This is a genomic window from Acinetobacter cumulans (assembly GCF_003024525.3).
Classification (GTDB): domain Bacteria; phylum Pseudomonadota; class Gammaproteobacteria; order Pseudomonadales; family Moraxellaceae; genus Acinetobacter; species Acinetobacter cumulans.
In genome coordinates, this window is sequence record NZ_CP035934.2 from 2,968,705 (window position 1) to 2,995,160 (window position 26,456).

Below are 26,456 nucleotides of genomic sequence, written 5' to 3' on the forward strand. Positions count from 1 at the left end.
TATCCTTTTAATTATTGATCCTCAAGGTTTAAGGCGAACATTTCCAGTGTCCTTTCCAGCTGACTCAGTGGGTTTAGTTACCCCACAAAAGTTCTCATTTGAAGAGCCTCTAGAGCTCGAATGCGGTCGAATTCTTCCTCGTTTTGAAATCATGGTTGAAACCTATGGCGAGCTGAACGCAGATAAATCCAATGCGATTTTGATTTGTCATGCACTGTCAGGGCATCATCATGCAGCAGGTTATCATCATGCAGATGATAAAAAAGCCGGATGGTGGGATTCATGTATTGGCCCGGGCAAGGCAATTGATACGTCTAAATTTTTTGTCGTTTCTTTAAATAATATTGGTGGTTGTAATGGCTCAACAGGCCCAACTTCACCCAATCCTGAAAATGACAATCGTCCATACGGACCAGACTTTCCATTGGTCACAGTCCGTGACTGGGTCAAAACCCAAGCTATGCTCTCTGACCGTTTAGGCATCGATACTTGGGATGCTGTTGTGGGTGGATCTTTGGGTGGTATGCAAGCACTACAATGGTCTGTCGATTTCCCAGACCGTTTACGCAAATGTGTGATTATTGCCAGCGCACCAAAATTGTCTGCACAAAACATTGCCTTTAACGAAGTGGCACGTCAGTCTATTTTATCCGATCCAGATTTTCATAATGGTCGCTATTTAGAAAACGACAGCTATCCAAAACGTGGCCTGATTTTGGCGCGTATGGTGGGTCATATTACCTATCTTTCAGAAGAAGCCATGAAGCAAAAATTTGGCCGCGACTTAAAGTCTGGCAAATTTATGTATGGTTTTGATGTCGAATTCCAAGTGGAAAGCTATTTACGTTATCAAGGTGAGCAATTTAGCCGTAACTTTGATGCCAATACTTATTTAATTATGACCAAGGCTTTGGATTACTTTGATCCTTCACGTGAATACGAACAGTCTTTAGTGAAAGCCATGGCCAATCCGAAGTGTAAATTCTTGGTGGTTTCATTTACCACTGACTGGCGTTTCTCACCTTCACGTTCACAAGAAATTGTGGATGCTTTAATCACAAATAATAAGCATGTCAGTTACTTAGACATTGATGCAGAACAGGGTCACGACTCTTTCTTGTTCCCAATTCCATTGTACGTAAAATCTTTACGTGCCTTCTTAGGTGGTGAACAGCACCTCAAAGCAACCACTGTGGAGGCCGTGTAATGCGTATCGATCAACAATTGGCAGAAAAGTGGATTAATCCAGGTTCTCGTGTGCTTGATTTGGGTTGTGGCGATGGCGAACTGCTCGCTCACATGAGTAAAAAACACAATATTCGTGCATACGGCCTCGAAATTGATCAAGAAAAGATTGCAATTGCCATCAGTCGCGGGTTAAATATCATCCAGCAGGACTTAAATTTAGGTTTAAGTCGCTTTGCCGACCAATCATTTGACTATGTGGTTATGGCACAGGCTTTGCAGGCTGTAGATGCACCAGATGTTTTATTACGTGACATGGTGCGTGTGGGGAAACAAGCCATTATTACATTTCCTAACTTTGCGCATTGGAAGACACGTTCATTCCTTGCCTTAAAAGGAAAGATGCCTGTTTCAGAGGCTTTACCATATATGTGGTATAACACGCCTAATATTCATTTATGTACTTTCCGAGATTTTGAAGCACTGTGTGCAGAAAATAATATTCGGATTATTAACCGACTTGCCGTAAATGGGGATCAACAAGACAGTTTACTCAGTAAACACCTCCCTAATCTGTTTGGTGAAGTCGCAATATATCGAGTGAGCGCTCTATGAAAAAATTATTACTAAGCACGACGCTACTGGTTGGACTTTTTAGTTTTCAAGCCCATGCAGACTATGTTGCTCCAGCCCCTTCTGTTGCGATGCAAGCTGCGCAGTATTCTGTTATGGATATTCATAGCTTAAGTAAAGCGGCTAAAGCAGGCCAAGCCGGTGCACAATTTTACTTAGCAACGAAATACCAAAATGGCAAAGACGTTGCAAAAGATGAGCGCCAAGCCTTTGCTTGGTATAAGGCTGCAGCAGATCAAGGGATTTCAGCAGCACAGCTGAATGTAGGCCGTATGCTTGCTGATGGTATTGGCACCAAAAAAGATGAAGTTCTTGCACGCCAATACTTTGAAAAAGCAGCCAGCCGTGGTGATAACCGCGCCAGCTTTAATTTAGCCGTTATGGAAGAGCAAAAGAAAAACTACATTGGTGCCTACCAGTGGTATGAGCTTTCTACACGTGATGGCATGCTGGACAATAAAGTCATTTCATTGTCTGAAGGTAAAAAAACTGCTTTGGCAGCCAACCTTTCACCAGAACAAATTCGTCAAGCACGTGACCGTGCAGACAAATGGATTCAAGCGCAGTAATCACGCTCTTGAACTACAAAAAGCGCCTTCGGGCGCTTTTTTTATGTTGGAGATATCTAGAATCTATTCGATGTATTAAGAGAGATCTTTACGCATTTGAATAAACCGTAAGCCACTAGCTTCAATGACCGATGAGACTGCATAAAAGCCAAATGCTTCATACACGGCCTGTGCGCCACAGCTAGAATTGACACTGATATGTTGATTGCCGAGTGCCAACATAGAAGCTTCTGCGTACTGCCACAGTTGCCGACCTATGCCCTGCCGAAGAAAAGACTGAGCTGTAAAAAAGTGGATCAAATGGCCTGAGGTTTTAAACGCAATTACAGCGCAAATGTGCTGAGCTTGCTCATAAACATAATAATGTACAGCACCATCTTGAAGTAGTGCCTCAATCGCAGGCTTTTCAAGTTTTTGTGCGCCTTGTTCATCAAGTGCAAACTGCGGAATATAAGGTGCGATGAGCATTGCAATTTGTGTTGCATCCTCCTGCACAGCGCCACGAATATTTTTTAAATTTTTTTCTGTATTCATTGTTATTGCTCTTTTCTTTCACCTGCTCTGCGGACTGACTGTCTGAATGCACACCTCTAACTCATCATGCAGATTCAATACCTGAAAACATCGTAAATACGCTAAAATAAGCGATTATTTTTTTTCAATATGAGCACAATACAATGTCTGCTACCGATTGGCTATCTCAAGGCACACTGGTTCTTGCAAGCAATAACAAAGGTAAAATTGCAGAATTTGAAAAAATGTTTGCAGAGCTTAATCTCCCGGTCGAAGTGGTTGCCCAAGGCAAACTGAATATTGAAGATGCAATTGAAGATGGTTTAAGTTTTGTGGAAAATGCCATTATTAAAGCCCGTCATGCATCGCGTATTTCAGGTAAGCCTGCGATTGCAGATGACTCGGGAATTTGCGTACCTGTACTTGGTGGTGCACCGGGTATTTACTCGGCACGTTATGCAGGTGAGCATGGTAATGATGCAGCCAACAATGCAAAACTTTTGGCTGATTTAAAACCATTGCGTAAAAATGGTGAAACCATTGAAGGCATGTTTGTTTGTGTATTGGCTTTGGTACAACATGCAGAAGATCCATTGCCGCAAATTTTCCAAGGCATTTGGACAGGTGAGATTTTAGAACAAGCCCAAGGCGAAAATGGCTTTGGCTATGACCCTTTATTTTGGCTACCTGAATTAAATGTTGCGAGTGCTGAGCTGAGTAAAGAAGAAAAAAATAAAATCAGTCACCGCGGTCAAGCGATGAAACTGTTTAAAAACAGCTTGAAATAAATACACTAGGAGATAGTCTATCGTTAAAGGTTATCTCCTAACCTTTTTAATTTAACTACTTCAATAATAATCAATCATAAAAAGAGAACTATATGGCCCTGCATCCGATCCATGGTACTTGCCCGTATTGTCAGCATCCATTTAATGAAACACCCTCTAGATCATTTTTAGGTTTCCAAAAAATCAGTTGCCCCGCATGCAATGAGAATCTGACTTATCCTTTAAGCTCTGGCTTTCGCACCACCTATCGGGTTTTGGTAATTGTCATGATCCTCATACTTCTGGTCAATCTATTGCAAGGCAGAATTGGCTTTCCAGGCATTATTGGTATCGCCATGTGTTATGCCCTATTCCGTGATTGGAAGCTCCGCAAAGAACTCAACTTTGATTGAATGCACTGAGTGACGATCGCAGCAGTCATTTTTACTTGCGCTAAGCCATTAAAATTGCATAAAGCAATGCAGTAAAAAGCCGTAGATTGAAATCACTACGGCGCTGACGATCGTGCCCGATGCAATATATTTTGCGGAATGCCCCGTCCCCTGATAATGCGTTTCTAAAGCCACAATATTGGCTGCGGGAGGCAAGCAGAAAAACATAAAAATAACAGCATAAATAAACAGCTGATGTGGAATCGGCAAAAGAACATAGGCCCCGATACAAATCAGTACAGCCAACACCATACGTGCCAGTATGACCATCAGGCTCTGCTGTAAATCATGCCAACCAATGCGAACTTTACTCAGCCACATGCCCAGTACACACATGCCTGCAAAGGTCACCAATATTTTGTTGAGTTGATATGCCCACTGCACAATCGGGTGTTGCTCGTATGCACTCAAATCCCACACTGACAATATTGCAGCAATACTTAACGCGATCACTGGAGGTGAAAGAAGCACATTTTTGCATATAAATCGAAGGTCTTGTTTGCCTGTACTCACCGCCATGACGGCGCAAATATTACCAAACAGTGAGCCACCGATATAAAGTGCAACGATGGTACTGCTGGCATTCGGACCAAATACAGCTAAAGCAAAAGGAAAGCCTAACCATGCGCCATTTAAATAACTAAAACACAGCGCACGCAATTTATCTTGTTGAACGGCATAAAAAATAGCAAAGAACAATACTGAACTGACAAAGCTTAAGCCAATCAGCCACAAACTGCCCGGCTTATAAAACACCATGTTGTACACAATGAGCGCTGGAATGAGTAATTTGGCCAGCGATGCCGCCAACAATGCGCGAATACTTTGCAGTCGGCTTACGCCCCAATATCCCACTAAAAATGAGAGTAGTGGCAGTATAAGCACCATAGATTAAGTCATCTAAAAGATATCAAGAGTCGCTATGCTAGCACAAATCCTCTTGGTCCTCCCCTTACCAACCCCATGTTGCTCAATGGCAGTTAAGCTGTTTCTTTGAACTGAAACCCAACTGTCACATCCTTGTCATGCAGAACTGTTGCAATGTTTAAAAATTAAACGAGGAAGACAAAATGGCTGGATTATCAATTTGGCATGTACTGATATTTGCAATCGTGGTGATTTTATTATTTGGTACATCTAAGCTTAAAAACCTAGGGAAAGACGTCGGTGGCGCAGTCAAAGACTTCAAAAAATCCGTACGCGATGATGAAGCTGAGCAAGCTAAACTACAAGAACCACGTACCATCGATGCCCAAGTCAAAACCCCTGAAAGTTCTGTAAAAAGCTAAGAGAAACACATCATGCTCAATATTGGATTTACTGAGCTGCTGTGCTTTGCCATTATTGCGCTTTTGGTTTTAGGCCCAGAAAAGCTCCCAGAAGGCGCGCGTTTTGCCGCCAAATGGTATGGCAAAATAAAGCGCTTTATTAGCAGTGTGCAAAATGAGATTGATCAAGAATTAAAACTGTCTGAGTTTCGCGCCGAAGTGCAAAAAGAAATCGAACGCATGACTGAACTCGAAAAACGCATGCAACAACAAATTGATGCATTGCGTCAGACTGGAACCGTAGCATCAGCTCAACAGATCAACTCACCCATACCATCTACGCCTTATTATCCACTCAACACACAAATTCCGAGTCCTTATGCACGCCTGCATCTACAACAGCATTTTAAGGCTTTGGTGCACATGCTCGAGACTCAAACCTCTGCCATTGAATTGAAGATTGCTGTATGAATGAACTGCCCGCGCCCTTAGTGAAAACTGAACACGAACAGCTGGATCAAATGCCAGTCATGCAGCATTTAATTATTCTGCGTAAATATCTCTTTAAAATAGTGGCCGTTACTTTATTGCTATTTTTTTGTTTATTGCCCTTTCGTAATTTCACTTATCAACTGATGTCTGAGCCTTTGCGCCAACAACTTCCTGCATCATCCACCATGATTGCAACCGATGTGACCGCAACATTTATGGCACCATTTAAGTTAAATTTATTTGTGGCACTCATGCTGGCCATGCCCTTTATTATTTATCAACTATGGGCTTTTGTACGCCCAGCCTTATATGAAAAAGAACGACATTTGGCTATGCCCTTATTAATTGGCAGTATTGCTTTATTTTATGTGGGTATTGCGTTTGCCTACTTCATTACCCTACCCGCAATTTTGCATTTTTTTATTAGTGTTTCACCCGAATCCGTCGCGCCCATGACCGACATTAATAGCTATTTAAGCTTCTGTTTAAAGCTATTTTTAGTGTTTGGGCTCACCTTTGAAATTCCCATTATTACTTTGGTCTTGATTTTAATTGGCGTGGTCAGCACCCAAAGTTTAGTGGAAAAACGACGCTTTATTGTGGTGGGATGTTTCTTTGTGGCGATGTTTGCCACACCACCCGATGCACTCTCCATGGTGATGCTGGCCGTGCCGATGTGGATGCTTTTTGAGCTAGGACTGTTACTGGGTAAATTTCTCGAAAAACCGCAAAGCACAGACACATAGTCCGTGTGCATACACACTTCAATATTCAATTGACCTTGGCTGAATGCGCCCTTTGTAGAAAGGGCGCATTTTTTATCTTTTCGTTTTATCTTTAAACTGTCTTCATTCGGTCAAAAAACTGTCATTTCCTCTTCCTACAATCATAAGCGATTTATAGACCGACTTTTATTTAAAAAAACATCGCTTACGGACGTACTATGACAGCCAATACTCAACAGCCAAGCCGCCGTGATTTATTAAAATGGTTTGCAGGGATTCCTTTTTTGCCTTTAGGCGCAATGAGCACAGCAGCAGCCTTATCAGGTTGTAATAGCAGTGATGACAGCACAGTAGTTACACCACCTGTTAAACCTGTGAATTTTAAAAATGCGACATTTACAGCCATGGCAGCACCTATCACTGTGGCTGAAATGGCCAAAACAGCGGTCAGCTCAAAACTTAAAATTACTTGGGATGATACAACCAGTACAGAATATCAACTGGGTTATAAGAGCTTCTTTGAAACGGGTTCAAAAGTACCTAAATGGGGCGGTGGCGAAATTGTCGCTGGTGGCTATTTTAATGCCCAAGGCCAACCGATTATGGATACTTCATCCTCTACACAAGCAGCACGTCAATTTTTCTCTGACTGCCCAGATGGTTCATCACTGTTAAAATTAGACAATGCCAAAGTCGATGGCGTGACCAATCCTGTATTTCATGTGGTGCAATTTGAATATGCCACCATGAACCAAGCTGGAACAAGTGAATACGGCAATTTACCTTCACCGATTGCGATTTTAACCCTAGACCAAGACCAAAAAACTGGGCATCTCGAGCTGAAGAAATACTTCAACGTAGACACAGCACCTGTTCATGGTTTATGGATTACCTGTGGTGCCAGCCTTTCACCTTGGAATACGCATTTATCAAGCGAAGAATATGAACCCGATGCCTTTAACCAAGGTATTGGTGGCCCAAGCCCGACTGGTTTAGGCAAAAACTTCTTTGGCGATGCGAATGCTGCCAAGCCTTATAACTATGGTCATCTACCAGAAGTAATTGTTAACCCAGACGGCAGTGGCAAAATTATCAAACACTATTGTATGGGCCGTATTTCACATGAGCTTGTCCATGTTATGCCTGACAATAAAACCGTGATTATGGGCGACGACTACACCAACGGCGGTTTGTTCATGTTTGTGGCTGATAAAGAAAAGGACCTAAATTCAGGCACTTTATACGTCGCAAAATTTACCAGCTTGCTCAGCAATACCACAACAGGTCAAATCAAATGGATTGAACTGGGTAAAGCAAGCAGTAAAGAAATTGAAGATATGGTGAATGTACAAAACATTCAACCAAGCGACATTATGGAAAGCTATCTTGATACCGACACCAACAAACCTGCGGATCTGAGTGGCTTTACCTCGATTATTTTAGCCAAGAAAAAACTTTGGGTAAAAGTAAAACCGGGCATGGAAAAAGCAGCAGCCTTTTTAGAAACGCATCGTTATGCTGCACTTAAAGGTGCAAGTATGGCCTTTACCAAAATGGAAGGCACCACAGTGAACATTAAAGACAAAGTGGCGTATTCTGCGTTGGCCAATATTGTGGATTCGATGGTTGAAGGTACAGCAAGCTATAGCGCTGCCCACAATGTAAAATTCACAAAAATTCAAGCAGGCGGTATTTTAGCACACGATCTGAGTGGCGGTCAGTCGACGACCACTGGCATGCCAATTAACAGTGAATGGGTACCTTACCAATCTAAGCTACTATTGGCAGGTGAAGACATCGCGCTAGATAGCATGGGCAACACTGCACATCCTGACAAAATTGCCAGCCCAGACAATCTTAAATTCTCTGAGCAACTCCGTACCCTGTTTATTGGTGAAGATAGTGGCAACCACATCAACAACTATCTTTGGGCGTACAATGTAGAATCACAAAAGCTTGATCGTATCCTATCAACGCCTGCAGGTGCAGAATCAACTGGCTTACATGCAGTAGATTCGATCAACGGTTGGACTTATATTATGAGCAACTTCCAACATCCGGGTGATGAATGGAACCGCTTCTACAAAGTTGATGCTTCGGGTGTACGTACAGGTTTAAGCTTAAGCATGCAAAATGAATTGAATGTAGCCATTGATAAAAGCTACAACCAGAAGTTCAGTGCATCGGTAGGCTATATCACTGCAGATGTATTACCTTCTACTACTAAACCCACAGCAACAAAATAAGATCATGCGATAATAAAAATGCCAGCACATTGCTGGCATTTTTATTGGGCTGATTTAGATCATATTTATAGGGTGGCTTAAGCTGAACAAAGTGGCACTTGCAACTTATTGATTTGACCTTGCTGTTCACCTTGCTGAATTTTTTCCAACCATTGCCACTGTTGATGATGCAGACTTAAATAATTGGAGCAACGTGTCCCATACACAGGGCTTTGAATAAAAGTGGACGATAACAACGCTTCCATTTCTGGTTGAATACCTGTATTTGGGAGTTGCTCAAGCACCACTTTGCGCTCATCTTCTAAAATATCCCAAACGGCGTGTTCGATGTCCGCAGTGGGGATTTGAGGCTGCTGCAACATTGGCAAGAGCTCTTGCGTAAAGCGTTTACGTAAATGTCGAGTCTTGACCCAATCTTCCGACATAAGTCCATTCGACACTACATATACCCCTTTTGCTAAGATTTGTGGCGCCTCACCTCGATTGCTCATATAGACGGCTTGCTGGGTATCACCCAAAAATAAATTAAAGCCTGCATACTCACATTGATGCTTTTCCAAGGTCTGTGCAAAGCGAATCGGCGTTTCATTTGAGGCTAAAAATGTTTGTATAAGATGACCGCGCGACGTGGCATATTCAGTTTTGTCTGTGCCATCTCTAAAGTTGGTAATAATGGCCCAGCGCCCTGTAGCCGTCACGCCCATCCATGTTCCACCCGACTGTAAATCTTGTCCTGCCACAATGTGACTTTGTGCCCATACATGCAAAGGCGCTGTAGGACGATGGTAAAATTCGTCACGATTGGAAATTAAACACAGTGGCAAATCATCCAACACTTGCCAAGCAAAGGCCACAATACACATAGTCAAAGTTCATTATCTTTACACATTGAATATACAACATATTTCTATAGATTCCGTTAAAATCTGTGCAAAACAAAATGCTAAGGAGCAGCAATGCTGACCTACCCAAATATCGACCCAGTTGCCGTGTCGCTGGGTCCATTACAAGTCCATTGGTATGGACTGATGTATTTATTGGCCTTTTTATTTGCTTGGGGTCTCGCAACGCACCGCGCCAAACAACGTGATGGTTGGACTTCAGACATGGTATCCGATCTGATTTTTTACGGCGCCTTGGGGGTTGTGATCGGTGGCCGTGTAGGCTATGTCTTCTTTTATGGTTTTGATCAGTTTCTGGCAAATCCACTGTGGCTATTCCAAGTCTGGACTGGAGGCATGAGCTTCCACGGTGGCTTCCTTGGGGTGATGGTGGCCATGCTCCTTTGGTGCAAAAAGTACAAAATGACCTGGTTCCAAACTTTAGACTTTATTGCACCCTGTGTGCCGACTGGTCTGATGTTTGGTCGTATTGGTAATTTTATTGGCGGCGAACTGTATGGCCGTCCTGTACACGATCCAAATTTTGCTTTGGGCATGATCTTCCCAACCGATCCATTACAGTTAGTACGTCATCCATCTCAGCTTTATCAAGCACTGTGTGAAGGCTTAATTTTATTTATCGTGCTGTGGTGGTTCAGTTCTAAACCTCGTCCACGTTTTGCCGTTTCTGCACTGTTCCTCATCGGCTATGGTATTGCACGCTTCGTAGTCGAGTTCTTCCGTGAACCAGACAATGGACAACTCTTTATTGGGTGGATGAGTAAAGGTCAATTCCTTACAGTTCCAATGATCCTCATTGGCCTATGGATGCTATGGTATGCGTACCAGAAAAAAATCTATGATTGGGGCCCGCTCAAAAATAAATAACATCATGATTTAGCATTTTAGCGGAGCTTGAGCTCCGCTTTTTTGTACTGCATTTTTGACCGCATTCTGTGCTAAAGTCTTAGCCTTTCTATCAATCGATACAGTCCAATATGCTTGAGTTTTGGTTTAATCCACAAATTTCGGTGGTCAAAAAATTCCTGATCTTTGCCCTCATTGCCATAGCAACTGCTGTGCTGTATTGGATAGAACCCCTCAAACTTGATGCCATTTTAATGTTCTTAGGCACAGGTGTTATTTTTCTGATTTGCCGCTATTGTAAAATTCACTTTGCCAGTAAAAATCCAACAGGACTGTTTTACCGTGTACTGACGTGGATTCCAATTGCATTACTCTTGGCGCTCATTTTTATGCACATGAAAGATGGTGAAATTTTGATTCCAGGCGCACAAGGGATTGGCTTTATGGCCTTGGCGATTTGCTTATTTTCACCATTGTCCTTATTGAATCAAAATCAACCTCCAGAAGCACAGCCCTAATGCTCGAATTTTGGTATTCAAAACGCTGTACGCGTGAAATAAAACTGGTGCTGTGTATCGCTGTCTGTGCCGTGGTGTATTGGGCTTCTCAAATTCAACAATTGACACCCCTATTTGCAGGGTTAAGTTTGGCCATTGGGATCGCCATTCACCTCATGCGAAGCTATGCTCAACAACAAGCGAAAGCTCCAAACCAAGCATTTCATTATTTTAGAATGATTGCTCCTGTCATCGCCCTACTGATCCTTATCAGTCAGCTTCCAACAGCACACCGTGCCATTTTGGCCTTACAGTGCATTTGCTTTAGCGCACTTGCTTTGTTTTTGGTGTCTATTTATGAAAACCGCGCCAAGCGCTTTGAGTAGCGTGACGCGGTTAAATTAGATGTTTGCTCAATTTTGCTGAACGGCAGACGTTATTTATTTAAACGGTAGTATTCATAACGTACATTGGGGTCTTTATACACCGCATAGCCACTTTGCTGAAAGTCCGACACCCAATTTGAACCTGTATACGCCGCAATATGGCCATACACATGCTTTTGCGTACGGTTAATAATATAAATATCGCCTTTTTTAGGACGGTCAAAAGACTGATTAATTCGTTCATAACCAATTTTTTGTAAGGTATTGCCCCAATCTGCTGCTGCTACAGGATGATTATTAAATTTCGCGCCCGCAGACTCCAAAGCAATACGAACACTCTTGGCACATTTTTGCGAGCTGGTTTGTGCAGTTACACCGCGAAGCTTTTGCGCAAATTTATCAATATCAATACGCTGACCATTGTCCGCACCAAAAAGCTTACGTGGTGTATCGTCTTGCGCACTCACACGACTATTACTACGATATGAACGCTTTGGTGCTTGCTGGGATCGGATCACGATTTCTGCCTTGACTGGACCATTTACACTTTGTACGTCAACGCCTTGATCATAAGCCATGTGAAACAACAACCTCTTTTTCAATCCATCTTGATTGAATTTACTACCCTAAACAGCGGCCGATACTACGCCCCTAAACTTAAAATATCATGCCGAAAATGTAAGAAAATTTAAGAAAAGTACTTTAATATCCATTATTTGTATAATTATTAAACAAATTAATTCTAAATATTCACTCTAAAGTGCCAAACGATAATATTCATATTGCACACCATCATCTTTATACACATCATAGCTTTTTTGCTTAAAATCCGAGACCCACTCCGAACCTGTAAAGCCAGCAATATGGCCATATACATGCTTTGAAGTCCGATGAATAATATAAATATCACCCTCTTGTGGACGATCAAACTCAGGCTGAATATGTTTATAGCCCAGCTTCATTAAAGTATCCCCCCAATCTGAAGCCGCAATAGGATGACTGCCAATAACTGCACCTGCACTTTCTAAAGCAATCCGAATACTACGCGCACAACGCTGCGAACTCACATGAGATTTAATACTGTCTAGCTTCTGAATAAATCGGTCAATTTGAATTCCAGTTGTGTTGTCCATATTAAAAGTGTTAACTACATCACGCTTTTGAAAAAATTGCGCTGTTAAATTTGGATCAACTTTTGGATCAACACTGGTGCGCTGAGGATATTGATTTGTGGTTTTTACAATCTCGTGTGGCTGTGCCTGAGCATAACTATTATGTATTTCAAGGTATTGGCTATCAACTAACATCCGCTGTCCTCAATGACTCACTTCAAATTTGCAGTCCTGTGCAAAAAACCAGACTATTTTTCATGCAGACGATAGTAAAAACCCAAACTTAAATCTTCTTTATAAAATTGTAAGTAAGCGACATAAAGTTCATCTCAAAACGTAACAAAATGCAAAAATTGCACGCTGTATGTAGCATTTTGCTCTGCGCCAAAAACAGGCTAAAATAGCTCGCAAAATTTTATTTAGATGATGAGAGCGATATGCGCCAATACCTCGACCTGTTACAGCACATTCTCGACAACGGTGGCGACAAAGGCGACCGTACAGGTACGGGAACACGTTCTGTATTTGGTCATCAAATGCGCTTTGACCTTTCAAAAGGCTTCCCTTTACTCACCACCAAAAAAGTGCATTTTCGTTCAATTGTGATTGAACTGTTGTGGTTTCTAAAAGGTGACACCAATGTTCAATATTTAAAAGACAACAAAGTCAGCATTTGGGATGAATGGTCTACAGCAGAACAGACTGCACGTTTTGGACGTCCTGAAGGTGAGTTAGGTCCAGTTTATGGTCACCAATGGCGTAACTTTGGTGCCACTAAAAATGCCGATGGTTCGTTTAATGACGACGGTTTTGACCAGATCAAATGGCTGGTGAATGAAATTAAAACCAACCCAAACTCACGCCGTTTGATCGTTTCAGGTTGGAATCCTAACGAAGCAGGCAATGTTGCATTGCCTCCGTGCCATACTTTGTTCCAATTTTTTGTACAAGATGGCAAATTGTCTTGCCAACTTTACCAACGCAGTGCAGACGTATTTTTGGGTGTGCCATTTAACATTGCCAGCTATGCATTACTCACTCACATGATTGCGCAAGTCTGTGGGCTTGGCGTAGGCGATTTTGTTTGGACTGGTGGTGATACTCACCTTTATACCAATCACTTCGAGCAAGCCAAATTACAGCTGAGCCGTGAGCCAATGACGTTATGTCAACTCAAACTTAATCCAAATGTCAAAGACCTATTTGATTTCAAATTTGAAGACATTGAAATTGTAGGATATGAATCACATCCTGGAATTAAAGCGCCAGTTGCAGTTTAAAGCATCTAAATTGCATAAAAACCAAAATCCCGCTTTGCGAAAAGCGGGATTTTGCATTTTAATAGGGTCAATTTTTATTGTGTTTGAGTAGTTGGCAATGGCGTTCCAAAATTTAGAAGTTGTTCATGTGGTGGCAATGGATCAACAGCGCTGTATTGGTAAAGGCAATGACCTACCTTGGCATATCTCTGCCGATCTTAAACACTTTAAAGAAATCACCCAAGGTGGCGTGGTCGTTATGGGTCGCAAAACCTTAGAATCAATGGGACGCACCCTGCCAAAACGTGTTAACTGGGTCATTACGCGTGACCAAAACTGGCAATCTGAAGGCACTAAAGTGGCGTATAGCATTGAAGATGCCTTAAAACACGCCGTTACAGATGTAGAAGCATCAGAAAAACCCAACACCATTTTTATTATTGGTGGCGGGGAAATCTTTAAACAAACCTTAGACATTGCCGATCGCTTAGAACTCACGCATGTCGAACTGGATGTACAAGGTGATGCCCACTATCCAGCAATTCCATCTGACTTCAATAAAGTTGCCTCTGAACAACATATCGACGACAAAACTGGGATTGCTTTTGAGTTCGCAACTTACCGAAAATAAAGCTAAATAATGAAAACATAACATGGTCTTATGCAACAGCCTTCGCGAACCAATAGCTCGATAAAATCTTTCATGCGCAAACTTGCGCATGGGGTATTTAGCCTATTTGTAGTTCTGAGTTCAGCTTGGCTGTGTATGGCCATTTGGGTACAGCAGCCCATTAATAGCATTGTGAGCTATGCGATTATCGGGTTTTGGATTGCCTTTGCACTGAGCATCTTAGGCATCTATTTTTCACACCTGCTCAGTCGTCGCAAAGATATACTCATTTACGGCTTGGCCTTTTTATTTGCCCTAATTTGGTACTTTAGCTTACCTGCACGACAAGACCGTGACTGGAATCCAGAAGTCGCTAAAATGCTGAGCTACGAAAAGCACGGCGACCAAGTCACGCTACATAATGTCCGTAATTTTGATTGGCATGCCGATGGTCGCTATACGGAACGCTGGGAAACACGCCACTACAATCTAAATGACATTACTGGCGTTAATATTATTACCTCTTATTGGATGGGACCTAAAATTGCCCATATCCTCGTCAGCTTTGACTTTGCCCACAGTGCACCCCTGACCTTTTCTATTGAAATCCGTAAAGAGAAAAACGAAGACTTCTCTGCCATTGGAGGCTTCTTTCGTAAATTTGAAGTCAGCCTGATTGCCGCTGATGAAAAAGATATTATCTATACGCGGAGCAATATTCGTGGCGAACAGGTCTATTTCTTCCCGATCAACATGGGTGAGGCCGAACGTAAAGCTTTATTTGAAGAGTATCTGTCTAAATCTGACGATTTGGCCAAGCATGCCAAATGGTATAACACGCTAACCAGCAACTGCACCACTTTAGTCTTTGATATGGTGCAGGCGGTAAGTAAGCAACACTTACCTGTCGATTATCGCTTACTGGCTTCTGGCTATTTGCCCAATTATTTATATGACTTAAATGCGCTTTCGCATCAATGGGACATCGCTACATGGTATCGACGTGCACATGTTAACCCAAGAGTAACAAGCCACCATACACTCAGTAGTGCACAGTATTCTGCGCTGATTCGCCAAGGACTCAGCTCTGTGACACACACGGCACCACAAAACTCACAATAGAATAAACCATGGACAGCCACATATATAAATGCAACAAATTGGACTAGCGAATGAGCTAAATATTTGTTTATATTAAAGCTAAAGTTTAAATATTAAACAGATGGGGTAAATCATGTTAAAACCGTTATGTCTTGCCTTAGCCATGAGCTCAGTCGCACTACTTGCAGGATGCGAAACCATGCCAAAGACAACTGCAGAAAGTACAGAAAATTTACAACTCCTGCAAAACCGCACTTGGATTGCCACTCAGATTGGTAATACCGTAATTCAAACTTCGCCTCAAGCACGTAATATTCCGAGCATTCAATTTGATGAAGCAACCAAACGTGTATCAGGTGCCGATGGCTGTAACCGCATTATGGGCAGCTATAGCGTTAAACGTGACACGCTACAATTGAGTCAAATGGCAAGCACACGTATGGCCTGCATGAACAACAATAATATTGATCGCGACTTCAATGATGCATTAGCCAAAGTCACCCATTACAAAACCATTGGCAAAACCCTGCAACTGCTCGACCGCTATGGCAACCCAGTTCTAAAATTTGAATTAGCAGTGCAACCCCGCTAAATCATGACCATCAGCCTGCTTCTGCAGGCTTTTTAATGCGATTTAGACCAGCAACATTGTAGCTTGGCAATTTGCCCCGATATTAAAAGACAATTCACACATTAATTAGGTTTAACTTATGCAAAAAGCATTATTTGGCGGTGGCTGCTTCTGGTGTACAGAAGCTGTATTTCTGCAACTACGTGGTGTTCATGCAGTAACCAGCGGCTATGCGGGTGGTTTAACATCTAACCCAAGTTATGACGATATTTGCACAGGAACGACACAGCATGCAGAAGTGATTCTGATTGATTTTGATGAATCACAAATTAGCTTTGCACAATTGCTTGATGTGTTCTTTGCGACGCATGATCCAACAACCTTAAACCGTCAAGGCAATGACATTGGCACTCAATATCGCTCTGTCATTTACTTTATGGATGATGCACAGCGTTCACAGGCCATGGAAGCGATTGAAGCTTTAAAAGCGGAAGGTTTAGACATCGTCACCGAACTAAGCCCTAGCCCTGAGTTTTATCCAGCCGAAGACTATCACCAAAACTTTTTTGCCCGTAACCCAACACAGGGATACTGCAATTTTGCAATTCCACCCAAATTATTAAAGCTACAAAGTAAATTTCAAGATTTAATGAAATAGTCGCTGGCACGCTCACTTGGAGTTCAACAACAAAACCCAACGCTGAGGCATAAAAAAAGCAACCTATTGGGTTGCTTTTTTTATGTTCAAATGCAGATTAATTATCTGTTGCAAACGCAATATCACTGAGCCCGGCTCCACTCGCACGTGACATCACTTGCGCGACAGTATCATAACGTGATTCTTTATCTGCTTTAAGTACGATGGTTGGCTTACGTTCAGCTTCCGCTGCCGTATTAAAGCGCGTTTCAAGCTCTTCTAGCGACAACACATTACCATTCCATGCAATATCACCATTTGCATTAATGCTAATGGTCACATTCTCTGGTGGTAAATCAATTACTTCAGCAGTAGTTTGTGGCAAGGTTAATGGAATTGATGGGTTGGCAACGGTCGCTGTCACCAAAAAGATGATCATCAATACCAGCATAATATCGATGAGCGGAATGAGGTTCATCTCATTCATGCCTGCATCGTTGTCTTCACCCAATTGAAAAGCCATTAAGCTTGACCTCCAACTAAACCTTCTTGTGCCGCAGTGACTTCAGTCTTTTTTACTGACTCTTGCTGTAGCATGGTATCAATCAACAAGCCATGTGCTTGATCTTGCAATTCATTGCTTAATGTACGGTTAAAGCGTACACAAATGTTATAAGCCAATACTGCAGGAATCGCGACCGCCAAACCTAGACCTGTCATAATTAAGGCTTCACCCACGGGTGTTGCAACTTGAGCTAGACCTGCTTGACCGCTTTTACCTACTGCAACCAAGGCGTGGAAAATACCCCAAACCGTACCAAACAAACCTACGAATGGTGCAAGTGATGCAATCGTACCCAGTACAGAAACGCCTTTTTCTGCATTGGCTTTTTCCACTGCAATTTGGCGAAGCAAAGCTTGTTCAGCAACTGCTTTACGTTGATCAAAGTTTAACGGCGCAAATTTTGCTTTTAATGCCGTTAAAGCATCAGAAAGATGAGCATAAGCTACTTGTTTCAGCTGACGTGTGCCCATAATGCGTAAAACAAAAATGGTCCATGTCGCAATCGACATTGCCAACAACACAAAGTACAGCGTTTTGCTGACTGCATCTGCATGTTGCCAATAAACTGAAAAGTTCATACTCGAACTCCTAATGGGTTAGCCGGTTATTTAAGTTGAAAGTCGAATGGCTGTTCCACACGTGTTGGATACGCCACACCATTTTCAATATATTTGGTGAGTTGAGCCCGTTTTACTGCTGCCGTAACTTTACGGTTGACAGCTGGACTACAACTCGAATTTTTTGCATCAGCAGAAATAACTTTACCTTGCTCATTGGCTGATATTGCAACCACTAATGAACATGAGTCTTTCAGCTCACCACCTTCAAAACTTACCTTCGGTGCACGTAACCATGATACACCTCCACCCAAAGAAACACTTTTAGGTGCTGGTGGTGCAGGCGGTGCCGGAGGAGCTACAGGTGCAGGCGGTGCAACTGGCGCTGGTGCAGGTGTTGGTACAGGTTTTTTCGTTTCAGAGACTACTGTAGATACCACTGGACTTGGTTTTGGTGTTTCCACTGGTTTAACGACGGGTTTCGGCGTTTCAGCTTTCTTCACTTGCTCCACTTTTTCAATTTTTTTCGGTGGTGGCGGTAAAGGCTTATCTACTATTTTAACTTCTTTCGGTTTTGGTGGTTCTTTTTTCGGTTCTGGTTTTGGCTTAGGAGGCAATGGTTTTGGTGCTTCCTGAAGTTTTACAAAGCGTACTTTTAATGGTTCTTTTTCAATTGGCTTTAAATCTGGCGCTTTCATTTGGCCAACTGCCCACAATACCCCAACATGCCCAATCACAACAGCTACAAGTGCCGTGAGGACTTTCTTTTTCATCGAATTTGGGTCTGGCAGCATCGGAGCAGAAGAAGGAGTCATTAAAATCAATATACCTTAAACAAGTGACTGCACATAGAATGAAAATTGCAATCAAACTCATCGGTTCGAACAATTAAAGTGGCACAATGATAAATGAGAAGTGTTTTCATTTGCAACTATTAATTTGGTTACTTTTATGGCTTTTTTGAATGATAAACTGCAACACATCAATAAAAAGGCATACTTAAAGTATGCCTTTTTTAAACACTAGATTCAAAGCATTATTGGAATACAACAGTTTTGTTGCCATGCACAATAATACGGTCTTCCAAATGCCATTTCACAGCGCGTGCAAGTACATTACGCTCAACATCCTGACCTAATTCACGTAGCTGTTCTACGGTAAAGTCATGGCTCACACGCTCAACATCTTGCTCAATGATCGGACCTTGGTCCAAATCAGCAGTCACATAATGCGCTGTTGCACCAATCAACTTCACACCCTTTTCATACGCTTGTTTGTATGGATTTGCACCTACAAACGCTGGTAAGAATGAGTGATGAATATTGATGATTTTCATTTCCCATTTTTGTACAAATTCTTCATCCAGAATTTGCATATAACGTGCTAAAACAAGTAAATCATTGCCTTGCATTAGCTCATCAATTTGCGCATAAGCTTCACGTTTGTTTTCTTTATTCACAGGAACAACTTCAAACGGAATACCAAAGTTTTCTACAGCTTCACGTAAAGTGTCGTGATTCGACACAACTTTGGTAATTTCACATGGCAAACCGCCACGGGCATGGCGCCATAAAAGTTCAAGCAAGGCGTGGTCTACTTTGGAAACCAAAATACCAACCTTTTTCACGTCACTAACTAACGCCAAGCGCCAGTGCATTTCATAACGTGCAGCGACATTATTATCAAAAGTCTGTAATAAGTTTTCTTTACGGCTTTGTAAATTATCAAGCTCAAACTCAACACGCATGAAATAACGTCCGCCCTGAGCTTCCGTTGCGTATTGATCAAGTGCGGTAATATTTGCTCCATGATGATACAAAAAGCTCGATACAGCTTGCACAATACCTGGCTTATCTTCACAGGTAATGAGCAAGCGCGCAGTATTTGCAGTCGACATATTCATTTTGGTGTGTATCGCTAAAATCAATTAATAAAAGTAAGCCGAGTATTCTAACGCGTTTTAAAGACAGACTAAATAGGTAGGATCGAACATTCGAGTTGTTCGAGAAGATTGTTGAGTTTTTATGCTCATTCGACTACTCATTTAAGTATAACTACAAAATAAAAACACGCTTCTGTGGCTTGCACAAAAGCGTGTTCATTTTCACCTATTGGGTAGCTGTTCTCTTAGGGTGCTTCTGGGGTTTTAGGCACCGAGGCTGCTAAACTTTCAAAAAGCTCTGACTCACCCATCGTTTCCAATAAATGCTCATACGTCTGACGGCTTTCACCACGTAAATATGCCCCTTCCAAGAACACCATTTGACGCAATGCCTGCCAAACCCACTTCTCTTCCAAATGGTTTGAATCGGTAATATGACCAGACATATACAAGAAGTTCGTCCAGTTAGTCAGTACAATCCAAAGGTTAATGGTCAAAGCCTCAATTTCTGAGTCAGTCATTTCCATTAAGCCTGCATTTACAAAGGCCTTATAAATTTTTTGCCCTTGTTGCATTACTTGACTGGCAAAGCGTGGATACATCTTACGAAAATCATCATTGTTTTCAACCAAATGATAAACATCACGATGTAAAAAGCGATATGCCCAAAGCTGACTACTCAGCACCTGAAAATAACGAATTTTATCATTTGCATCGAGAGGACGATCTTCAGGTAACGCCAGCATTTCTAGCGTTTCCTTTTGATATTGCTCCATCAATTCTTTAATAATTTCGCTTTTATTGCGGAAATGATAATACAAATTACCTGGGCTCATCCCAAGTTCAGCTGCAATATGGTTGGTCGTAACCGAACGTTCGCCACGTTCATTAAACAACTGTAAGCTCAGCTGTAAAATACGTTCTTTGGTTTTCAACGTTTTTGTTTGGGACATCCTAAAACAACCATAAATTCAATGCATTAATTTCATAACACATAAAGTAACTTGACTATTTAGAGCATTTACTCTAAAAATTTAATAAATCGCTCTTTGAAAATGGTCGTGCGACATGAATAGTCAGACTAAAACAACATCAATGACACCTCATTCTCTTGATACCCAACATCTTGAAAATACGTTGGCGCAACAAAAAAATGCTTATTTGCGTTACCCGTTGCCTACAGCAAAAGAACGCATCGACCGTTTGGCTCGTCTTAAGCGTATCTTAGTTAAGTATCAAGATCAATTTGCTGAAGCAATTAATCAAGACTATGGCAACCGTTCGATCAGTGAAACCAAAATTGGCGAACTACTTACGTGCCTTGAACATATTAAATATTACAGCAAAAATTTAACGGGCTGGATGAAACCGTCTAAGCGACATATTGGCATTATTCATCAGCCTGCAAAAGCTTGGGTACAATATCAACCACTGGGCGTGGTCGGTATTATTACCCCTTGGAATTATCCGCTTCTTCTTTCGATTGGACCACTCATTTGTGCATTGGCTGCAGGTAACCATGCCATGATCAAAATTTCGAGTGCATCGGCAAACTTTGGTTTTGTGTTAGAAAAAGCCTTAGCAGAAGCCTTTCCACAAGAGTTGGTGGCTGTGATTAATGGCGGTGGTGCAATCTCTGATGCATTTAGTCATCTGGCTTTTGACAAAATTATTTTCACAGGCTCGACCAATGTCGGAAAAACCGTCATGGCGGCAGCCGCTGAAAACTTAGTCCCAGTTATTTTAGAACTCGGGGGTAAGTCTCCTGTGCTGGTTCACCCATCCATGGACTTACAAGACGTTGCTGAACGTTTAGCTGTAGGTAAACTTTGGAATGCAGGCCAAACTTGTGTTGCACCTGACTATATATTTTTACCTCGAGGTAAAACAGCAGAGTTTATTGATCGTTTTAAAGCCTGTGCAGAAAATATGTATCCGCATTTTGCAGATAACCAAGATTACACTTCAATTATTAATGATAAACAGTACAACCGCCTGCAAGGCTATTTAGAAGACGCGCAAGCATCGGGTGCTCAAATCATTGAAATTAATTCAAAACACGAAGATGTGGCTGCGGTGCGCAAAATTGCACCAACTTTGCTAACGGGTGTTAGCCCTGATATGCAAATTATGCAAAATGAAATCTTCGGGCCGATCCTTCCAATCATGGAATATGATCAAATTGACGATGTTATTGAGTTTATTAATAGCCGTCCGCGTCCACTTGCTTTATACTACTTCGACTTTGATCAGGCGCGTGCCGACTATGTCGCACAGCGTACGCATTCAGGGCATTTTGGACAAAACACGGTTTTAACCCATGTTGCACAAGACGATTTACCATTTGGTGGCGTTGGCGCATCAGGTATGGGGAAATACCATGGTCCGGAAGGGTTCTTTAGTTTGTCGCATGAACGGTCAGTGATGTCGAATCCAAAGCTGTATAGCTTGAAATTCATTCTCCCACCATTCAATAAGCCGATCCACAAGCTAATTTCGAAGACACTTCTTCGCTAACTGATCAAGGCATGATCTATCGCACATAGTCATGCCGTGTTTTATTGAAAATCGCTTGTCTTTTAAGCGTATTTTTGGTATAAAACGCCCCTTGAATGATTTCATCCGTTTACTTTTTATGACTAGGCACACAATCGGTGCTGTCTAGCAATGGAGTTCACCATGTCTAAGGTTTGCCAAGTTACCGGCAAGCGTCCAGTCGTTGGCAACAACGTCTCGCACGCCAATAACAAAACCAAACGCCGGTTCGAGCCGAACCTGCACCACCACCGTTTCTGGTTAGAAAGCGAAAAACGTTTTGTACGTCTTCGTCTAACCACTAAAGGTATGCGTATTATCGACAAATTGGGCATTGAAAAGGTTGTTGCTGACCTTCGTGCTCAAGGTCAAAAGATCTAAGGAGTCATTACAATGCGTGATAAGATTCGCCTAGTTTCTTCTGCTGGTACAGGTTATTTCTATACCACTACTAAGAACAAACGTACTATGCCGGAAAAAATGGAAATCAAAAAATTTGATCCAAAAATCCGTCAACACGTAATCTTCAAAGAAGCTAAAATTAAATAATTTTAGATTCTAAAAAAAACGGCCTTCTGGCCGTTTTTTTTTGCATTTTTTTTATTCGACTTGTTACACTTTCAGCATAATTGGCATTTCTTATGCTTAATTTTTCCCTAATATACACTGACTTCAGGAGGTTTTAGTGCCACATGATGTAGAACTCATTATCCTACTTGCAGTCGGGTTTGGTGTTGCGCTGTTTTTTGGTTATATCGCCGCCCGTTTACGCCTTCCCCCTCTTATTGGCTATTTAGTCGCGGGCATTATTATTAGCCCAAACACACCGGGTATTGTCGGTGATATTCATTTGGCCAATCAGTTGGCTGAGCTTGGTGTCATGTTCCTCATGTTTGGGGTTGGCATGCACTTTTCACTCAATGACTTAATGCAAGTTCGACGCATTGCCCTCCCAGGCGCAATTTTACAGATTGCTGTCGCTACACTCTTAGGTGTCGGCATCTCTATGCTCTGGGGCTGGAGTTTTGGTTCTGCACTCATTTTCGGTCTAAGCCTGTCTTGTGCAAGTACAGTGGTATTACTCAAAGCTCTCGGTGATCGAGGTCTGCTCGAATCAGTCAATGGTAAAATTGCCGTAGGCTGGCTGTTGGTTGAAGACCTCGTGATGGTACTGGCATTGGTTCTGTTACCTGCCACTGCAGTCCTACTCGGTGGGCAAGCCATTGAAGGTGCCAATGCAGATGATAGCATTTGGCTGACTTTAGGCATCACACTGCTGAAAGTTGCAGGCTTCATTGCCTTCATGCTGATTGTTGGCAAGCGCTTAGTGCCTAAAATTATGCAAATTGTGGCACGCCTTGGCTCACGTGAACTCTTCACGTTAACTGTTGTTGCTGCTGCGGTGTCCATTGCATTTGGCGCATATAAAATCTTTGGCGTTTCTATGGCCTTGGGTGCATTCTTCGCTGGGATGGTGGTGAAGGAATCCGACTTCAGTCACCGTGCAGAAGAAGAAACCCTGCCTTTACGTGAAATTTTTGCCATTTTGTTCTTCGTTTCTGTTGGCATGCTGTTTGATCCAAGGATCTTGCTAGAACAACCACTGCATGTATTGGCTGTTGTCGGCATTATTATGATTGGTAAAACCATCGCTGCCATGGCTTTGGTTTTATTCTTCCGTTATCCACTCAATACAGCACTGACCGTTGGTGCGAGCTTGGCTCAAATTGGTGAATTTTCTTTCATCTTAGCTGCACTCGGAGTTTCACTTCAACTGCTGTCTATTGAAGGTCAAAACTTAATTTTAGCCGGTGCGCTCATCTCCATTACCCTAAACTCTTTTGTATTTTCAGCCGTTGAACCAATACAAAGATGGATTCGTGAGCGCTCATCATTGGCTCGCTTACTTGAACGTAGTGGTGACCCCTTGGCAATGCTTCCAGATGAAGTCTCACAAGATTACCTACGCGATCAGGTGGTGATCGTTGGCCATGGTGAGGTTGGGCGTCGTATTACCCGTACGCTGATGAAACAAAATATTAAGGTGGTGATTGCAGAAGAAAACCGTGAGATTGTGGAAAACTTACGGGAAAAAGGCATTGCCGCTGTTTCTGGTATGGCCACTGAACCGAGCGTACTCATTCAAGCACACATTCAACATGCACGCCTTTTGGTACTCTCACCCATGGATATTTTGGATATTCATAAAATTGTAGATATTGCCAAAACGTTAAACCCACAAATTCAGGTCTTGGTATGTGCTGAGAGTAAGCAAGAAGCCGAAGTGATCCGCAATGATAATATTGGCGAAGTGTATTTTGCCAAAGAGGAAATGGCCAAAAATATGAGCAATCATATTTTGAATCAAATCCAAATTGCGCATCATGAAGCCCCTACGCATTAAGCTCATCACGCTATAAAAAACGCACGCTTCTGTGCGTTTTTTATTATCCGTTTTTTGAGTACACACTGGTCAAAACAAAGCAAAACCGATAAGCTTCAAACACTTAACAATACATATTTAAATATAATATTTTCGAGGGCATCATGCATTCAAAAGGCACACTCACCACTTGGAAAGACGAGCAAGGCTTTGGGTTTGCAACAACTGAACAGCAAACTGATAAAGTCTTTGTACATATTAAAAATTTTAGCTATAAAACCCGTCGCCCATGCGAAGGGGATCAATTGGTCTATGATATTCAGATGGATGCCAATCAGCGCCCTCAAGCTGTGAATATTCAATTTTTACATGACTTTGAACGAAAAAAATTACGCCATCAACGACATAACCAAGCTGAAGAAGGCAAGCAATTGCTGTCTAAAATTGCAGCCTATCCATTTATTTTAGTGTTATTAGCTTTATGCTTTTGGGGAAAAATCAGTATTTGGGTGCTTGGCTACTATATCGTGCTAAGCCTACTGACCTTCTTTTTGTATTGGCAAGATAAAAACGCAGCACAAAAAAATCAACGGCGCACACCTGAAAAAACGTTACATCAATGGAGTTTTTTAGGCGGTTGGATAGGCGCGCTGATTGCTCAGCTCAGCTTACGTCATAAATCACAAAAGAAAGAATTTCGTGAAACGTTCTGGCTTACGGTGCTGGGTAATATTATAGTGTTTGCGGTCTTTGTCTACTTCACTTGGCCTTCAACATTTTAATGCCAACTTGATCGATGCACACATAAAAAAACGCACCAAAAGGTGCGTTTAATTTTTTAAATGATTAACTCAAATATTGTGGCTTCTCATCCACAACGCCTGCTTGCCATTCATTGACTTGCTTTTCAAGCAAACCATATAGCGCAGCCTGAATCATCTGCTGCGCAATCACAGGTGTTTGATCCCCAAGTAAGGCTCGGACCTCTTCATTAAATTGAATCGTCACCAAAGGCTCTTGCTCTGAGCCTGCATTACGCAAGGCCAATTCACCACCCTCGAGTTGCACAAGTTCTAAAATTGCGTCTTGATTTCCAAATAATTCTTTCAACTGTTCTATAGACATATATCCTCCATGCACAACATGGTGGCAAAGGCTACTGCACTTTGCACGGCTTAGATCATTAATATCGGGTTGAAATTGGCAATTTCAAGTACTGCTCATTAAATCGAATTAGAACTCCACCATTTCATTACGGAAGCCATCAATCAACTGCGTTAATTCACGATGCCATTCACGTAAAATTTTGGTATCAGGCAACCATGCTTGAGGCGACTGCGTCACTTTAATAATTAAATTTGACGAGGTTTCTGCCTCAGGTTCCGGTGCACTTGGCTCTGGTGCATACTGACACATCCGGTAAGCTCGCTTTAATTCAGCAATAAATCCTTCTTTGGCCAATTTTTGCATGACGGAAATTTCAGGAGACACCTGACCTTTAGCCGCCATATGTTCTTCTACAGATTTTAAAGTTGGATTAAAGTCATTTAAACGATAATAGCGCACCAGTTCCTGCAAGAACGCCAATACCGCACCGTGTAAGTGAAATACTGCAGCCTCTCGATGTGCTTGTGCTTGCTGAATATGTTCTACTTGCTCAGCTTGTTGGCAAGCCAGTCGTGCAAAATAGAGTTTTTGGTTGGTGCGATCAGCATGGTAACGAGCAACTCGAGACATGAATTTAATTCCTACATTTTGGCGTT

34 protein-coding genes are annotated in these 26,456 nt (G+C 42.1%); 22 read left to right on the forward strand and 12 right to left on the reverse strand.

From position 1 onward, the window contains the following. Positions 1-46 precede the first annotated feature (46 nt). Genes metX through C9E88_RS13905 form a run of 3 tightly spaced genes read left to right on the forward strand, consistent with a single transcriptional unit; the run spans position 47 to position 2,387 of the window. The gene (metX, locus tag C9E88_RS13895; RefSeq protein ID WP_106985142.1) at positions 47-1,207 is read left to right on the forward strand and encodes a homoserine O-succinyltransferase MetX; all 1,161 of its coding nucleotides are present in this window, start codon (positions 47-49) and stop codon (positions 1,205-1,207) included. Next, positions 1,207-1,800, forward strand: coding sequence for a methionine biosynthesis protein MetW (metW, locus tag C9E88_RS13900; RefSeq protein ID WP_106985141.1), 594 nt, complete (start codon positions 1,207-1,209; stop codon positions 1,798-1,800). Before metX ends, metW begins: the two co-directional genes overlap by 1 nt. After that, positions 1,797-2,387: a tetratricopeptide repeat protein gene (locus tag C9E88_RS13905; RefSeq protein ID WP_106985140.1), complete on the forward strand. Its 591-nt coding sequence runs from the start codon at positions 1,797-1,799 to the stop codon at positions 2,385-2,387. The genes metW and C9E88_RS13905 overlap by 4 nt, the downstream gene beginning before the upstream one ends. Positions 2,388-2,462: 75 nt before the next feature. On the opposite strand, the gene C9E88_RS13910 is transcribed toward C9E88_RS13905, so the two are convergent. Then, the gene (locus C9E88_RS13910; RefSeq protein WP_106985139.1) at positions 2,463-2,921 is read right to left on the reverse strand and encodes a GNAT family N-acetyltransferase; all 459 of its coding nucleotides are present in this window, start codon (positions 2,919-2,921) and stop codon (positions 2,463-2,465) included. A gap of 143 nt (positions 2,922-3,064) precedes the next feature. On the opposite strand from C9E88_RS13910, the gene rdgB reads away from it, so the two are divergent. Next, a complete protein-coding gene (rdgB, locus tag C9E88_RS13915) occupies positions 3,065-3,688 on the forward strand; it encodes an RdgB/HAM1 family non-canonical purine NTP pyrophosphatase (RefSeq protein WP_106985138.1) in 624 nt (207 codons plus the stop codon). Positions 3,689-3,954: 266 nt separating this feature from the next. Continuing rightward, positions 3,955-4,080: a hypothetical protein gene (locus tag C9E88_RS17930; RefSeq protein WP_256733383.1), complete on the forward strand. Its 126-nt coding sequence runs from the start codon at positions 3,955-3,957 to the stop codon at positions 4,078-4,080. 48 nt (positions 4,081-4,128) lie between these two features. Here the strand turns inward: C9E88_RS17930 and C9E88_RS13920 are convergent, their stop codons facing one another. Further along, positions 4,129-5,007, reverse strand: a complete 879-nt coding sequence (locus C9E88_RS13920) for an AEC family transporter (protein ID WP_106985137.1) — start codon at positions 5,005-5,007, stop codon at positions 4,129-4,131. 182 nt (positions 5,008-5,189) lie between these two features. Between C9E88_RS13920 and tatA the strand changes: the two genes are divergently transcribed. The 4 genes from tatA to C9E88_RS13940 all read left to right on the forward strand — a co-directional run bounded on the left by tatA (position 5,190) and on the right by C9E88_RS13940 (position 8,850). Beyond that, complete coding sequence (gene tatA / locus C9E88_RS13925; protein ID WP_106985136.1) at positions 5,190-5,408, forward strand: Sec-independent protein translocase subunit TatA; 219 nt, start codon at positions 5,190-5,192, stop codon at positions 5,406-5,408. A gap of 12 nt (positions 5,409-5,420) precedes the next feature. Continuing rightward, the gene (tatB, locus tag C9E88_RS13930) at positions 5,421-5,858 is read left to right on the forward strand and encodes a Sec-independent protein translocase protein TatB (protein ID WP_106985135.1); all 438 of its coding nucleotides are present in this window, start codon (positions 5,421-5,423) and stop codon (positions 5,856-5,858) included. After that, positions 5,855-6,625, forward strand: a complete 771-nt coding sequence (gene tatC, locus C9E88_RS13935) for a twin-arginine translocase subunit TatC (RefSeq protein ID WP_106985134.1) — start codon at positions 5,855-5,857, stop codon at positions 6,623-6,625. Before tatB ends, tatC begins: the two co-directional genes overlap by 4 nt. 197 nt (positions 6,626-6,822) lie before the next feature. Further along, on the forward strand, positions 6,823-8,850 hold the full coding sequence (locus C9E88_RS13940; protein ID WP_106985133.1) for a PhoX family protein: 2,028 nt from the start codon (positions 6,823-6,825) through the stop codon (positions 8,848-8,850). A gap of 77 nt (positions 8,851-8,927) precedes the next feature. Here the strand turns inward: C9E88_RS13940 and C9E88_RS13945 are convergent, their stop codons facing one another. Next, positions 8,928-9,713 carry an NRDE family protein gene (locus C9E88_RS13945; protein ID WP_106985132.1) on the reverse strand — a complete coding sequence of 262 codons (786 nt, stop codon included), beginning with the start codon at positions 9,711-9,713 and terminating at the stop codon, positions 8,928-8,930. Positions 9,714-9,806: 93 nt separating this feature from the next. Here C9E88_RS13945 and lgt point away from each other — a divergent pair, with 93 nt between their 5' ends. From lgt to C9E88_RS13960, 3 genes are all read left to right on the forward strand, one after another. Beyond that, positions 9,807-10,619: a prolipoprotein diacylglyceryl transferase gene (lgt, locus tag C9E88_RS13950; protein ID WP_106985131.1), complete on the forward strand. Its 813-nt coding sequence runs from the start codon at positions 9,807-9,809 to the stop codon at positions 10,617-10,619. A 110-nt stretch (positions 10,620-10,729) separates the two neighbouring features. Next, on the forward strand, positions 10,730-11,116 hold the full coding sequence (locus C9E88_RS13955) for a hypothetical protein (protein WP_106985130.1): 387 nt from the start codon (positions 10,730-10,732) through the stop codon (positions 11,114-11,116). Further along, positions 11,116-11,481 (forward strand): hypothetical protein, encoded by a 366-nt coding sequence (locus C9E88_RS13960; protein WP_106985129.1) that lies wholly within the window; start codon positions 11,116-11,118, stop codon positions 11,479-11,481. Before C9E88_RS13955 ends, C9E88_RS13960 begins: the two co-directional genes overlap by 1 nt. Positions 11,482-11,531: 50 nt before the next feature. Here C9E88_RS13960 and C9E88_RS13965 read toward each other — a convergent pair whose 3' ends face one another. Both C9E88_RS13965 and C9E88_RS13970 read right to left on the reverse strand, forming a co-directional pair. Continuing rightward, on the reverse strand, positions 11,532-12,059 hold the full coding sequence (locus tag C9E88_RS13965; protein ID WP_106985128.1) for a peptidoglycan amidohydrolase family protein: 528 nt from the start codon (positions 12,057-12,059) through the stop codon (positions 11,532-11,534). Between the two features lie 177 nt (positions 12,060-12,236). Next, positions 12,237-12,788 carry a hypothetical protein gene (locus C9E88_RS13970; protein ID WP_106985127.1) on the reverse strand — a complete coding sequence of 184 codons (552 nt, stop codon included), beginning with the start codon at positions 12,786-12,788 and terminating at the stop codon, positions 12,237-12,239. A gap of 242 nt (positions 12,789-13,030) precedes the next feature. Between C9E88_RS13970 and thyA the strand changes: the two genes are divergently transcribed. The 5 genes from thyA (at position 13,031) to msrA (ending at position 16,792) form a co-directional block, all read left to right on the forward strand. Further along, positions 13,031-13,873 (forward strand): thymidylate synthase, encoded by an 843-nt coding sequence (thyA, locus tag C9E88_RS13975; RefSeq protein ID WP_106985126.1) that lies wholly within the window; start codon positions 13,031-13,033, stop codon positions 13,871-13,873. A gap of 97 nt (positions 13,874-13,970) precedes the next feature. After that, the gene (locus tag C9E88_RS13980) at positions 13,971-14,483 is read left to right on the forward strand and encodes a dihydrofolate reductase (protein WP_106985125.1); all 513 of its coding nucleotides are present in this window, start codon (positions 13,971-13,973) and stop codon (positions 14,481-14,483) included. Positions 14,484-14,555: 72 nt separating this feature from the next. Then, positions 14,556-15,584 carry an Lnb N-terminal periplasmic domain-containing protein gene (locus C9E88_RS13985; RefSeq protein WP_171501785.1) on the forward strand — a complete coding sequence of 343 codons (1,029 nt, stop codon included), beginning with the start codon at positions 14,556-14,558 and terminating at the stop codon, positions 15,582-15,584. A 112-nt stretch (positions 15,585-15,696) separates the two neighbouring features. Beyond that, a complete protein-coding gene (locus C9E88_RS13990) occupies positions 15,697-16,155 on the forward strand; it encodes an META domain-containing protein (protein ID WP_106985123.1) in 459 nt (152 codons plus the stop codon). A 118-nt stretch (positions 16,156-16,273) separates the two neighbouring features. After that, on the forward strand, positions 16,274-16,792 hold the full coding sequence (gene msrA / locus C9E88_RS13995; protein WP_106985122.1) for a peptide-methionine (S)-S-oxide reductase MsrA: 519 nt from the start codon (positions 16,274-16,276) through the stop codon (positions 16,790-16,792). Between the two features lie 97 nt (positions 16,793-16,889). Here msrA and C9E88_RS14000 read toward each other — a convergent pair whose 3' ends face one another. The 5 genes from C9E88_RS14000 to C9E88_RS14020 form a co-directional block, all read right to left on the reverse strand. Beyond that, on the reverse strand, positions 16,890-17,294 hold the full coding sequence (locus C9E88_RS14000) for an ExbD/TolR family protein (RefSeq protein ID WP_106985121.1): 405 nt from the start codon (positions 17,292-17,294) through the stop codon (positions 16,890-16,892). Further along, a complete protein-coding gene (locus C9E88_RS14005) occupies positions 17,294-17,914 on the reverse strand; it encodes a MotA/TolQ/ExbB proton channel family protein (protein WP_106985120.1) in 621 nt (206 codons plus the stop codon). Before C9E88_RS14005 ends, C9E88_RS14000 begins: the two co-directional genes overlap by 1 nt. A gap of 26 nt (positions 17,915-17,940) precedes the next feature. After that, positions 17,941-18,708, reverse strand: a complete 768-nt coding sequence (locus tag C9E88_RS14010) for a TonB family protein (RefSeq protein WP_106985119.1) — start codon at positions 18,706-18,708, stop codon at positions 17,941-17,943. A 221-nt stretch (positions 18,709-18,929) separates the two neighbouring features. Further along, positions 18,930-19,796 carry a formyltetrahydrofolate deformylase gene (purU, locus tag C9E88_RS14015; protein ID WP_106985118.1) on the reverse strand — a complete coding sequence of 289 codons (867 nt, stop codon included), beginning with the start codon at positions 19,794-19,796 and terminating at the stop codon, positions 18,930-18,932. A gap of 224 nt (positions 19,797-20,020) precedes the next feature. Then, positions 20,021-20,728 carry a TetR/AcrR family transcriptional regulator gene (locus tag C9E88_RS14020; protein WP_106985117.1) on the reverse strand — a complete coding sequence of 236 codons (708 nt, stop codon included), beginning with the start codon at positions 20,726-20,728 and terminating at the stop codon, positions 20,021-20,023. A gap of 115 nt (positions 20,729-20,843) precedes the next feature. Here C9E88_RS14020 and C9E88_RS14025 point away from each other — a divergent pair, with 115 nt between their 5' ends. The 5 genes from C9E88_RS14025 to C9E88_RS14045 all read left to right on the forward strand — a co-directional run bounded on the left by C9E88_RS14025 (position 20,844) and on the right by C9E88_RS14045 (position 25,475). Next, on the forward strand, positions 20,844-22,292 hold the full coding sequence (locus C9E88_RS14025) for a coniferyl aldehyde dehydrogenase (RefSeq protein WP_106985116.1): 1,449 nt from the start codon (positions 20,844-20,846) through the stop codon (positions 22,290-22,292). A gap of 162 nt (positions 22,293-22,454) precedes the next feature. After that, entirely contained in the window at positions 22,455-22,691 is a 237-nt protein-coding gene (gene rpmB / locus C9E88_RS14030) for a 50S ribosomal protein L28 (RefSeq protein ID WP_000048256.1), read from the forward strand. A 12-nt stretch (positions 22,692-22,703) separates the two neighbouring features. Further along, positions 22,704-22,859: a 50S ribosomal protein L33 gene (gene rpmG / locus C9E88_RS14035; protein WP_001205031.1), complete on the forward strand. Its 156-nt coding sequence runs from the start codon at positions 22,704-22,706 to the stop codon at positions 22,857-22,859. Between the two features lie 136 nt (positions 22,860-22,995). Next, positions 22,996-24,714, forward strand: coding sequence for a cation:proton antiporter (locus C9E88_RS14040; protein ID WP_106985115.1), 1,719 nt, complete (start codon positions 22,996-22,998; stop codon positions 24,712-24,714). A gap of 143 nt (positions 24,715-24,857) precedes the next feature. Beyond that, on the forward strand, positions 24,858-25,475 hold the full coding sequence (locus C9E88_RS14045; RefSeq protein ID WP_106985114.1) for a DUF1294 domain-containing protein: 618 nt from the start codon (positions 24,858-24,860) through the stop codon (positions 25,473-25,475). A 64-nt stretch (positions 25,476-25,539) separates the two neighbouring features. Here C9E88_RS14045 and C9E88_RS14050 read toward each other — a convergent pair whose 3' ends face one another. Further along, on the reverse strand, positions 25,540-25,818 hold the full coding sequence (locus C9E88_RS14050) for a hypothetical protein (RefSeq protein ID WP_106985113.1): 279 nt from the start codon (positions 25,816-25,818) through the stop codon (positions 25,540-25,542). Positions 25,819-25,926: 108 nt separating this feature from the next. Then, positions 25,927-26,430 carry a DUF6586 family protein gene (locus C9E88_RS14055; RefSeq protein ID WP_106985112.1) on the reverse strand — a complete coding sequence of 168 codons (504 nt, stop codon included), beginning with the start codon at positions 26,428-26,430 and terminating at the stop codon, positions 25,927-25,929. Positions 26,431-26,456: the final 26 nt, after the last annotated feature.